Raw genomic sequence first — 12,048 nt, 5'->3', positions numbered from 1 at the left:
AAACTGAAGTAAGAAGTTAGTAAAAGAAAGACGAAAGAAATCAACATGGAAAAATACCAATTATACGCAACCATGGGGTCAGGCTTTGAAGATGTCGTAGCCAAAGAGCTCCACGCCTTGGGTTATGAAACCAGAACTGAAAAAGGGCGGGTCTTTTTTGAAGGGACGCAAGAAGACATTGCCCGCTGCAACTTGTGGCTGAGAACGGCTGACCGGATCAAGATCCTCTTAAAGGAATTTAAGGCAACCGACTTTACCACCCTTTATGATGAAACCTATGCCTATGACTGGGCCATGCTCTTGCCGCCTGACGCTGCTTTCCCTGTCAAGGGTCGCAGCGTCCGCAGCAAATTGCACTCTGAGCCAGACGTACAGCGGATCGTGAAGAAGGCGATCGTCGACAAGATGTCTAAGCAGTACAGAAGACGGGGCGTCTTGCCAGAAAATGGGACGCTCTACCAGCTGGACATCCACATCTACCAAGACAAGGCTAGACTGTCCCTTGATACGACTGGCGACAGTTTGTTTAAGCGCGGCTACCGGATTGAGCACGGCGGGGCGCCACTGAAGGAAAACTTTGCGGCTTCCTTGATCAAGCTAACCATCTACGATGGCACCCACCCCTTCGTTGACCCCATGTGCGGGTCCGGCACCTTGCCAATTGAAGCGGCAATGATTGCTAAAAATATTGCGCCAGGTCTTAAGCGGGACTTTTCTTTTGACAAGTTTGACTGGTTTGACCAAAAGCTGCACCAAAACTTGATTGAAGAAGCCAAGTCAATGCAAACACCGGCGCAAGCCCCAATCTGGGCCAGCGACATCGACCAGTCCATCTTGGAAGTGGCCAAGCTGAACGCCCACAATGCCGGCGTTTTGCAAGACATCCGCTTTAAACAAGTTGCCGTAAAGGACTTTAAGACTGACCTGACTAACGGCGTCATCGTGTCCAACCCGCCATACGGTAAGCGGCTGAAGGACCGGCAGGGCGCCGAAGCCCTCTATGAGCAGATGGGGGAAGTTTTAAAGCCGCTGTCTAGCTTTAGCCAGTACTACCTGACGGCGGACCAAAAGTTTGAAGATTTTTACGGGAAAAAGGCCAACAAGAAGCGGAAGTTCTTCAACGGTAACTTGCCGGTAATCTTCTACCAATACTGGGCTAAGTGGAACTAAAAATAGATATTACAATAATTACAAGACTATGAAAGTAATCACAGATAAGGCCAATCCTGAATTCTGGCTATTGTCAGATCCTCATTTAATCGTAGACAGCCTGCACGACTTTGGCCCCCGCTTTGAGCAGATGCAGGCTACCAGTGCGGGTAAGGACATCACCTACCAGGAAACGGCGCTGAGGGCTTTTGTTAAAAAAGTTGTTGAAGAAAAGCCGGATGCCGTCGTGATCACGGGTGATTTAACCTTTAACGGTGCTAAAGCATCTGCCAAAAAGTTTGCCGAGCTTTTTGCCCCTTTGAAAAAAGCTGGCGTGGCGCTGATTGCCATCCCCGGCAACCATGATATCTTCGATGGCTGGGCCAGGCGGTTTGAGGCTGACCAGGAATACCGGGTGGATCAACTTAGCCCCAGGGACTGGCGGGAGATTTTTTCGGCTACTTATGATCTGGCTGAAAGCCTTGATCCAAATTCCCTGTCTTTTGCGGTCAACTTAAACCCGCACTGGCGCCTAATTTGCCTTGATTCCAACATCTATGGCCACCAAGAATCCTATGGTCACCCCATTACTAGCGGCAATTTAACCGACAGTGAGCGGGCGTGGCTGACGCAAGAGCTGGAGACTGGGCAAAAAGCAGACCAGGAAATGCTCTTTTTCATGCACCACAACCTTTATGACCATAATTCGGTGGTTCATGACGGCTTTAGGCTGAACAATGCCGCTGAACTGCTGGCCCTCTTAAAAAAGTACCCAGTTCGCTGCGCTTTTTCCGGCCACATTCACGCCCAGCACATTATGGCAAAAAACGTAGCAATACCGGAAATTGTCAGCTCCTGCTTTGCCGAAACTGACCAGGGATACGGCGTTGTGAAATTGGGCAATAACCAGCTTGACTATCGGCGCAAAACTTTTGACATCGATCGTTACCTGACCGAGCAAGAGAAAAAAGCCTATCCCTTTAACGATTTTCATTCCTATTTGGTCAAAGTTTTTGATGGAGCTAACGACCAGCTGATGGAGCACTTTTTGACTTTTGACGGCACTGCTGAAGGGCAAGAGGCAATTTCTTTACTGAAAAAGCTACACTGGAACTATTTCACTGGCCAGGGGAATCTGACACCAGCAGAATTGGCTACTTTAAAAAAGTCTGCCACGTATCAAAAATTGCTGCAGATGGGGCCAAATCTGCGCTGGTACCTGAATTCTTTGACTGAAAGCCAGGAATCAAGTCAAGAGCTAACGCTCGCTTGGTAAAAAAACGATCTATTTTTTGATTTTTTTTTACAAAAGTCAGAATCTGTTAAAATAGCCGAACAATTTAAAGATAATTAAAGAATATTTTTCGTAATTGTCGGAATTCGCCTCGGTATTTGTTATAATCAGTCATATCTAGTACAAGGAGTTTTTCATGAAGAAGCATTTGGTTTTTTTGGGGAATTTGGGAGTAATCTATTACAGTTGGTTCTTCTGCCTTTTGTTCTTGGCAATCATTTTTTGCCTGGAAGGGAGCCAGTTCGTCAACCCACCAATGGTCGTTACTTTCTTCCTCTTTGGGCTCTTTCTGATTTATACATGGCTGACTTCTTTTGTCTCTTTAGGCGAGAAAATGGAGCTCCATTTGCCATTTAGAAGGGCGATTGTTCTAGAAAAGAAACCTAGCCTGGTCGGCAGCTGGAAGTGCTTTGCTGTTTACCGGGCCAAGATTTCGCGGCATCACAGTTTAGATTATCTGGTTATCAGTAGAAAGCGTGACAAGAATGGTTAAGACTGACATTGAAATTGCACAAGAAGCTAAGGAATTGCCAATTACCGATATCGCGGCTAAGCTTGGCCTTCATTCAGAAGATTTAGAAGAATACGGCAAGGATAAGGCCAAAGTCAACTGGCAAGCCATCAAGAGAAGCGAAGGAAACGGCCACTTGGGCAAGCTGATCTTGGTAACTTCCATTTCTCCAACTCCAGCCGGTGAAGGCAAGTCTACCATGACCATCGGGATCGGGGATGCCATCAACAACCAGCTCGGCAAGAAGACTGTGATTGCCTTAAGAGAACCATCCATGGGCCCAGTCTTTGGCATGAAGGGTGGGGCTGCTGGCGGCGGCTACGCTCAAGTGATCCCAATGGAGGACATCAACCTCCACTTTACTGGCGACATGCACGCCTTGACTTCTGCAATCGACAACTTGTCAGCCTTAGTTGACAACTACATTTACCAAGGAAACGAACTTGGCTTAGACCCAGAAAAGATCGTGATCAAGCGCGGTTTGGACGTTAACGATCGGACTTTGCGGAAGATCACCATTGGCCAAGGCTCCAAGTTTAATGGGGTTGAGCGCCCAGCCAGCTTCCAATTGACGGTTGGTCACGAATTGATGGCTATCCTTTGCCTGTCCAAGGACATCCTGGACCTCAAGGAGCGAATCAGCAAGATCTTAGTTGGCTACACTTACGACGATGAACCAGTTTATGTCAAGGACCTGGGCTTCCAAGGCGCTATTGCGGCCCTTTTGTCAACAGCCTTGAAGCCAAACCTGGTGCAAACCCTGGAACACACTCCAGCCTTCGTTCACGGCGGTCCTTTTGCCAACATCGCTCACGGCAACAACTCCATTATCTCAACCAACCTGGCTTTGCACCTCAGCGACTACGTATTGAGTGAAGCCGGCTTTGGTTCAGATCTTGGCGGGCAAAAGTTCCTTGACTTTGTGTCAACTAAGCTGGAAAAGAAGCCGGATGCAGCCGTTGTGGTGGCTACTGTCCGGGCCCTCAAGTACCAAGCTGAAAAGTCAACTGACCACTTGAAGGAAGAAAACTTGGACTCTCTTAAGGAAGGCTTTGCCAACCTTGACCGCCACATGAACAACGTTCGCTCATACCAAATCCCAGTTTTGGTTGTCATCAACAAGTTCCCAACTGACACCGAAGCTGAACTGGACCTGCTCAAGTCCATGATCGAAGCTCAAGGCTTCCCAGTAGAAATCGTAACTGCCCACGACGACGGTTCCAAGGGCGCCAAGGCAGCTGCAGAAAAAATCGTCGAATTGGCAGACAATAGCGACTACGAGCTCGTTTCAAGCTATAATGAAGATGATGACTTAGTAACTAAGATTGAAAAAGTTGCTAAGCGGATTTACCATGCTGCCGATGTTGAATACAGCGACAAGGCCAAGCGGGACTTAGAAAAGCTGCAAAAGCTGGGTAAGGACCGTTTGCCAGTCATTATCGCCAAGACCCAATACAGCTTCAGCGACAACGCTAAGGAACTTGGCGCCCCAACTGACTTCACCTTGCACGTAAAGGGCTTGAGCCTCCGCAATGGTGCAGGCTTTGTTGTCATTTCAACCGGCCATATTTTAGACATGCCAGGCTTGCCAAAACACCCAGCAGCCCTGGATATTGATGTGGACGAAACCGGGAAGATCAGCGGTTTGTTCTAGAAAAGAGGAATATGCAAGTAATTGGATTAGTAATTGCGGCGCTAATTGCGGCGGCCGACCAAGGGTTAAAGTATTATATTGCCACTAACTACAAGGTTGGCGAAGTGCATGATGTGATGCCGGGACTTTTTTCCTTCACCTACGTGAAAAATAACGGTGCGGCTTGGAACGTCTTGTCTGGCCAGATGTGGCTCTTTTACGTGATTAGCCTGATCGCCATTGGCGTGGTTTTGTATTTTTACTTTAATAAAAAATACAGCCACTGGATGTTTAAGACTGGCTTGATCTTTACCTTGGGCGGCATCATCGGCAACTTAATCGACCGCCTGCACCTGAAGTATGTGATCGACATGATCCAGCTGGACTTCGTGCAGTTCAACATTTTTAACCTGGCCGATTCTGCCATTACCGTGGGCGTTGTACTGATCTTTTGTTATTTGCTATTTATTGAAAGGGAGGATTAGGGATGGCAGAAAAAGTTGAGCTGATCGTTGACCAGGCTGGCTTGCGCCTAGACAAGTATCTGGCAGAGCGGATTGATCTGTCTCGCAGCCGGATCAAAGACCTGGCTCAAGCTGGGCAAGTCTTGGTCAATGGCAAAAAGACCAAGGTTTCTTATAAGGTGGAAGCTGGCGACCAAATTGAAGTCAACATTTTGCCTCTCGAACCCCTAGACCTGGAACCCGAAAATATTCCCTTAGATATCGTATATGAGGACGACGACGTCATTGTGGTCAACAAGCCCCAAGGCATGGTCGTCCACCCCGCAGCAGGACATCCTAACCACACACTGGTGAATGCCCTGCTTTACCATACCCGGGATTTGGCAGATAGCCCGGAAGGCTTTCGGCCAGGCATCGTCCACCGGATTGACAAGGACACGTCGGGCCTACTTATGGTAGCTAAAAATGCCAAGGCTAGAGAGTCCCTAGAAGCTCAGCTGGCACAAAAGTCCAACAAGCGGATCTACCTGGCGATTGTTCACGGCAATTTTGCGGAAAAATCTGGTACGGTCGATGCCCCAATTGCCCGCAACCCGCGGGATCGCAAGCAAATGGCCGTAGTCGAAAATGGCAAAAATGCGGTGACTCACTTTAAGGTCTTAGAACAATACCCAGGTTACAGCTTGATCGAATGTCAGCTGGAAACCGGCCGGACCCACCAAATTAGAGTCCACATGGCCTATATCGGTCATCCTTTAGCAGGTGATCCCTTGTATGGTCCAAGGAAGACCCTGCCAGGACACGGCCAATTTTTGCACGCCCAAACCCTGGGCTTTGAGCAGCCGACCACCGGCCAGTGGCTGGAATTTTCAGTTGAGCCGCCGGAAATTTTTCAAAAAACAGTGGCCAGCTTGCGGGAGAAGATGAAGTAAAGAATGAAACGCTACTTAATTTTGGAGGACGGTTCCTCTTATAAGGGTGACGGCATCGGAGCCGCCATTACGGCCACCGGAGAATTAGCCGTTCAAACCAGCAATTACGGCTACCAGGAAGTCCTGACTGATCCCGCCAATGCCGGCAAGATTATTGTTTTTACGACGCCCATGATCGGCTCAAACGGGATCAACGCCGTCGACTACGAAAGCATGCAACCTAGCGTTAAGGGCGTCATTGCTAACGATGTGGCCCTAAACATTACGGATAATGACAATTTCCAGTCTTTGGCGGACTTTTTAAAAGAAAAAGGCGTACCAGCGATTTTTAACGTGGACACCCGGGCCCTGGTCCGGAAGCTCCAAAAGCAGGGGACCATCAAGGCCTCGATCATGGATACCGATGATGCCCACGCCTTTGACCAGATTCGCGCACTGGTTTTGCCTAAAAATAAGAGCGCACTGGTTTCAACCAAAAATGCCTATGCGGCGCCAAACGTGGGCAAGACCATCGCGGTAATTGACTTAGGCCTCAAGCACACCATGCTACGGGAACTATCTTTAAGACAGATCAATGCCAACGTTTTGCCTTATAACGCAGAAGTGCGGGATTTAAAGAGTCTGCGGCCGGACGGGATTATCATCTCTAATGGTCCTGGCCAAACCAATGAGGTCATGCGCTATTTGAGCAAGATCCTAGATGCCTACCTGGGCCAATTGCCGATTTTGGGCGTGGGCCTGGGCTTTTTGGCGATCGCGGACTATCTGGACATGACCTTGGTCGATTTGCCACAATACCAAAATGGGACCAACTTCCCGGTGATCAGCCAAACGGAAGGGCAAGTTTGGCAAACGGCCATGAATATTGGTCAACTGGTCTTGCCTGATGATGCCCAGCTGACTTTTAACGAAGAATATTTTGACCTCCATACCGAGCTCTTAGCCGGCTTTACCAACGAAAAAATGAAGCTCATGGCGGTCGCCTTCAACCCCGAAGGGGCGCCAGGTGCTTTAGATGGTCGGCTGATTTTTGATGATTTTCTGAAACTGGTGAAGTAATGCCTCGCGAAAATGAATTAAACAAAATTTTGATAATTGGGTCAGGCTCTTCTCTTGCTGGCAACGTGGCCAATACCGACCTGTTGACGAAAAGCGCCATTAAGGCCCTGATTGAGGAAAACATCCAGGTGGTCTTGGTCAACCCTAATCCGGCCAGTGTTTCGACCGATCCAGTGCCCGGTCTCACGGTTTACCTAGAACCTATGACCTTGGACTTTTTGAAGCGGATCTTGCGGATGGAAGAGCCCGATGCCATCATGACGCCCTTTGGGTCGCTCACTGCCTTAAACGTGACTAAAAAGCTGCAAGCAGACGGAATCTTGCACCAGATGGGGATCCGGATTTTAGGGACCAATGATCTAGGCATCGCCATGGCCAACCCGCAAAAGCGGGCCCATTTTTTGGCTAACCACCACCTGCCGCTCAGCCAGAGCTGGACTCTGGACGGTTTAGCCTTAAAAAATGACGAGCACCTGCAAGAGCAGCTGGCTAACAAGCTGGACTTTCCAATTCTTTTAACCAAAAAGTTTCTGTTTGAGCGGAACCAGCACATCTCCTTTAAGACCAGCTTTGACTTGGCCAAGTACTTGCGCGGCGAATTTAAAGACAAGGACTTTCATTCAAGCGACTACCGCATGAGCGAAGACCTGTCTAGCTGCGAAGAAGTTATCATTGACTTGATCCGTGACGAAGCCGGCAACATTGCCTTTGTCGGCGCCACTGGCTCCTTAGAACCAGTGGGGATCGATTCCGGCGACTCAGTCTTGATCAAGCCGCTGTTAACTGTCAACAACGACCAAATGCAGGTTCTGCGCAAAGACTGCCGGCGGATTGCCGAAGCCTTGAAGCTAGTCGGCTTTTTAAGCGTGCATTTTGCCATTTCTCACCATGAAGGACTGATGCACCGCAAAGTCTTAGCGGTAAAAGCGCGAATCACCAAGACAGCGATTTTTGACCAAAAGACCAGTCTGTATTCAATCGGCTACATCTTGGCCAAGGTGGCGATTGGCTACCACTTAAATGAAATAACTGATCCGGCAACTGACCTCTGTGCGGCAATTGAGCCCGTCTGGGATGCCGTCAGCATCAAGATCCCTTACTGGTCCTTCTCCAAAACTGGCTATAACCACTACCAATTAGGCAAGAGAACTCAGTCAACTGGGGAAGCCGTAGGGATTGGGCGAAACTTTGAAAGTGCCTTTTTCAAGGCACTGATTTCGTCAAACGACCTGGAAGTGATGTGGAATGCCTTTATCAAAGAGCGGTCCAAGAGCGTAGAGGAAATCTTGGATGACCTGGCTCATCCAACTGAGCTCCACCTGATTCAGCTTTTGGCGGCTTTAAGTGAAGACATTGACTACCAGAAGATTTCAGCCGTCTTTAACATCCACCCAGTTTACTACCAAAAGCTGAAGTACCTAGTCAAGATCGGTCATGATATTGCCCATGCCAAAGAGCTCGACCACGACCTCTTGATGAAGGCCAAGATCCGCGGCTTTTCCAGCGACTTGCTGGCCAAGCTGACCCAGATGGACGTTCATGACATCTTCCCACTCTTAGCGGAAAAAGAGGTCCACCCAGGCTTTTTGGCCATTGACAACAGTGCCGGGGTCTACCAGCCCAAGGTCAAGGTCTACTACCAAGGCTACGGGACCGAAAACGAGCTGAAGCTGGACCAGGCTAAGAAAAAAGTCCTGGTCTTGGGAATGCCGCCATTTCAGGTGTCTGTCACCAGCGAATTTGACTACATGCTCTACCATGCCCTGCAAGCCTTGAAAGAAGAGGGCTACGAGACGGTGCTTTTGTCCAACAACGACGAGTCTGCCTCGATGGACTACTCCTTGGTCGACCGGGTCTACTTTGAACCGATCAACCTAGACTCCATCATCACCATCTGCGAAGAAGAGGGGATTACCGACGTGGTCACCCAATTCTCTGGCAAGCAGGTGTCAGCCTTAAGGGTGCCTTTGATGAGCCATGGGCTGAAGATTTTTGGCCAGCATGACATTTCCAAGCTGCTTCCAATCAGTCACCTGGATACTAGTAAGGTTTCCGATGTTAAAAGAGTGCCATATTTAGCAAGCAGCGACTACCAAGCTGTCTTGAATTTTGCGGAAAAAGTCGGCTATCCTGTTTTGGTTGGCGGTTACCACCAAAAGAATAAGCAAAAGGCCGCTGTTGTTTATGACCTGCCAGCCTTAGAAAAGTACTATCGGGAAAACCAGGTGGACCACTACACGATTTCCCAATTCATCACTGGGATCAAGTACGAAATTACGGCCATTACCGATGGGACCGACGTGACCATCCCGGGAATTGTCGAGCACCTGGAGCAGTCGGGGTCGCATGCTTCTGATTCTATCGCCGTTTTTGGCCCGCAATATCTGGCTAAAAAGCAGGCTCAGAAGCTGCAAGAAGAAACGATCAAGCTGATTCGCTCCTTCAAGATCCGGGGGATTTTTAACCTGCACTTCTTGATTAGGGATAACGAAATTTATCTCTTGCAGATTAAGACCTATGCTGGCCACAATTTGGCTTTCTTGTCCAAATCAATGAAAAAGGACTTGGTCAAGTATGCGGTGAAGGTTTTGGCGGGCCGGCAGATCAAGGACCTGGGCTATCCAAACGCGGTCTGGCCAGTCGACGAACTAATCCACGTCAAGATGCCGGTCTTCTCTTATCTTAACTATAGCTCTGACAACACTTTTGACTCCAAGATGAAGTCATTTGATGCCGTCATGGGCCGAGACAAGCAGCTGGCCAAGGCACTTTACAAGGGCTATGAAGCCAGCGACCTTCACATTCCCAGCTACGGGACGATTTTCTTCTCGGTTTCCGATGAGGAAAAGAGTGAGGTCGCCAATTTAGCCAAGCGCTTTGCCCGCCTAGGCTTTAAGATTACGGCGACGGAAGGGACGGCCAACATTTTGGCGGAAGCCGGCATTACCACGGGCGTCATTGCCAAGATCCAGGAAGGGTCGAGAAACCTTTTGGAAAGAATCAGATCCCACCGGATCGTGATGGTGGTTAACGTGGTCAACTTGTCAGATTCAGCGGTAGAAGACTCGATCAAGATCAAGGACCAGGCGCTGAATACGCACATTCCAGTCTTCTCCAGTCTAGAAACGGTCCAATTGATCCTGGATGTTCTGGAATCCTTGGCCCTGACTACTCAGCCTATCTAGAGTATGGTATACTGAATTTGTTAGATTAAGTTTTTATTATTAAAAACTTTATTATCTTATTAAAGATTAATAAAGGGCTTTTAAGAGTTATAATGCTAGTTTTTGATTAGTGAGATTTTTACTAGGAGGGCTCTAAATGAGAGCGATTTTGACAACGGTTGGCCAAGACAAGACTGGGATCGTGGCTGGCGTGAGCGGCTTTTTGGCAGAAAAGGAAATCAATATCCTGGACCTGTCCCAAACCATTTTGAACGGCTACTTCACCATGATGATGGTGGTGGACGTACCAGATGACGCCGACTTCACGGCTTTGAGCAGCGAATTAAAGGACCTCGGCAAGAAGCTGGGCGTTGAAATCAACATCCGGAACGAAAAGATGTACGCAGCCATGCACGAACTGAGCGGAGGCCTGGAATAATGGACTTACGGCGAATTATGGAAACGGTCAATATGATCGACAACGAAAACCTCGACTTGCGGACAACCACGATGGGGATTTCCTTGCTTGACTGTATTGACTCATACAGCGACAAGGCCTGCCAAAAGATTTATGACAAGATTACCACGAAGGCAGAAAAACTGGTCAAGGTGGCTAAGGACCTGGAAACTGAATACGGAATTCCGATTGCCAACAAGCGGATCACGGTAACGCCAATTTCCTTGATCGCAGCCGCTTCCGGTGACAGCGACTACGTCAAGTACGCCGTGACCCTGGACAAGGCAGCTAAGGCTGTAGGCGTAGACCTGATCGGTGGCTTTTCAGCTCTCGTTCACAAGGGCTACCAAAACGGCGACCGGGTCCTGATCAAGTCTATTCCTGAAGCCTTAAAGGCAACTGAACGGGTATGCTCCAGCGTCAACGTTGGCTCAACTCGGAGTGGGATCAACATGGATGCCGTTAAGGAAATGGGGCAAATCGTTATCGAAAACGAAAAGATCAACCCACTCAACAACGGCAACCTGGTCATCTTCTGCAACGCGGTTGAAGATAACCCATTTATGGCTGGTGGCTTCCACGGCGTTGGTGAATCCGACGTTGCTTTAAACGTCGGCGTTTCTGGCCCAGGTGTCGTTAAGAAGGCGCTAGAAAAGGTGAAGGGCGAATCCATGGACGTGGTTGCCGAAACCATCAAGCAGACGGCCTTCAAGGTGACCCGGATGGGGCAACTGGTCGGTCAAGAAGCTTCTAAGCGGCTTGGCGTTGACTTTGGGATTGTCGACCTGTCCTTGGCCCCAACCCCAGCTCAAGGCGACTCTGTGGCCAATATTTTGGAAGAAATCGGTCTGGAAAGCGTCGGGACTCACGGGACAACTGCCGCTTTGGCCATGCTCAACGATGCCGTTAAAAAGGGCGGGATCATGGCTTGCTCCCACGTTGGTGGCTTGTCTGGTGCTTTCATCCCTGAATCAGAAGATGCTGGCATGATTGCGGCAGCGGAAAAGGGCATCTTGACCGTTGACAAGCTGGAAGCCATGACCGCTGTCTGCTCAGTAGGCTTGGATATGATCGCTGTACCAGGTGATACGCCTGCGGAAACGATCAGCGCCATGATTGCCGACGAAGCTGCCATCGGGATGATCAACAACAAGACGACTGCCGTTCGGGTCATCCCAGTGCCAGGCAAGGGTGTGGGCGACTCCATCGAATTTGGTGGCCTCTTTGGCTACGCGCCAATCATGCCAGTCCACAAGGAATCAAGTGCTGCTATGATCAACCGCGGCGGCCGGATTCCGGCTCCAGTTCACAGCTTCAAGAACTAGTAGAAATCAGCGATATTTCAAAGATGCAAAAAAGTCTCAAGCAATGCTTGAGACTTTTTT

At 49.2% G+C, this 12,048-nt stretch carries 10 protein-coding genes; all 10 read left to right on the top strand.

The genetic code is table 11. From position 1 onward, the window contains the following. Nucleotides 1–45 precede the first annotated feature (45 nt). Entirely contained in the window at nucleotides 46–1,170 is a 1,125-nt protein-coding gene (locus tag FC20_RS01625; RefSeq protein WP_008463068.1) for a THUMP domain-containing class I SAM-dependent RNA methyltransferase, read from the top strand. A 28-nt stretch (nucleotides 1,171–1,198) separates the two neighbouring features. Beyond that, complete coding sequence (locus FC20_RS01620) at nucleotides 1,199–2,425, top strand: metallophosphoesterase family protein (RefSeq protein ID WP_008463070.1); 1,227 nt, start codon at nucleotides 1,199–1,201, stop codon at nucleotides 2,423–2,425. A gap of 154 nt (nucleotides 2,426–2,579) precedes the next feature. Then, the gene (locus tag FC20_RS01615) at nucleotides 2,580–2,936 is read left to right on the top strand and encodes a hypothetical protein (protein ID WP_008463072.1); all 357 of its coding nucleotides are present in this window, start codon (nucleotides 2,580–2,582) and stop codon (nucleotides 2,934–2,936) included. Beyond that, nucleotides 2,929–4,608: a formate--tetrahydrofolate ligase gene (locus tag FC20_RS01610; protein WP_008463074.1), complete on the top strand. Its 1,680-nt coding sequence runs from the start codon at nucleotides 2,929–2,931 to the stop codon at nucleotides 4,606–4,608. Before FC20_RS01615 ends, FC20_RS01610 begins: the two co-directional genes overlap by 8 nt. An 11-nt stretch (nucleotides 4,609–4,619) precedes the next feature. Next, nucleotides 4,620–5,072, top strand: coding sequence for a signal peptidase II (lspA, locus tag FC20_RS01605; RefSeq protein WP_008463075.1), 453 nt, complete (start codon nucleotides 4,620–4,622; stop codon nucleotides 5,070–5,072). A gap of 2 nt (nucleotides 5,073–5,074) precedes the next feature. Further along, complete coding sequence (locus tag FC20_RS01600) at nucleotides 5,075–5,983, top strand: RluA family pseudouridine synthase (RefSeq protein WP_008463077.1); 909 nt, start codon at nucleotides 5,075–5,077, stop codon at nucleotides 5,981–5,983. 3 nt (nucleotides 5,984–5,986) lie between these two features. Beyond that, the gene (locus tag FC20_RS01595) at nucleotides 5,987–7,042 is read left to right on the top strand and encodes a carbamoyl phosphate synthase small subunit (RefSeq protein WP_056945285.1); all 1,056 of its coding nucleotides are present in this window, start codon (nucleotides 5,987–5,989) and stop codon (nucleotides 7,040–7,042) included. Next, nucleotides 7,042–10,227, top strand: coding sequence for a carbamoyl phosphate synthase large subunit (locus FC20_RS01590; protein WP_008463087.1), 3,186 nt, complete (start codon nucleotides 7,042–7,044; stop codon nucleotides 10,225–10,227). Before FC20_RS01595 ends, FC20_RS01590 begins: the two co-directional genes overlap by 1 nt. Nucleotides 10,228–10,363: 136 nt before the next feature. Then, nucleotides 10,364–10,645, top strand: coding sequence for an ACT domain-containing protein (locus FC20_RS01585; protein ID WP_008463089.1), 282 nt, complete (start codon nucleotides 10,364–10,366; stop codon nucleotides 10,643–10,645). Next, nucleotides 10,645–11,988 (top strand): PFL family protein, encoded by a 1,344-nt coding sequence (locus FC20_RS01580; protein ID WP_008463091.1) that lies wholly within the window; start codon nucleotides 10,645–10,647, stop codon nucleotides 11,986–11,988. Before FC20_RS01585 ends, FC20_RS01580 begins: the two co-directional genes overlap by 1 nt. Nucleotides 11,989–12,048: the final 60 nt, after the last annotated feature.

This window comes from Lactobacillus equicursoris DSM 19284 = JCM 14600 = CIP 110162 (assembly GCF_001434815.1).
Taxonomy (GTDB): Bacteria; Bacillota; Bacilli; order Lactobacillales; family Lactobacillaceae; genus Lactobacillus; species Lactobacillus equicursoris.
This window is presented reverse-complemented; position numbering and strand designations above follow the sequence as displayed.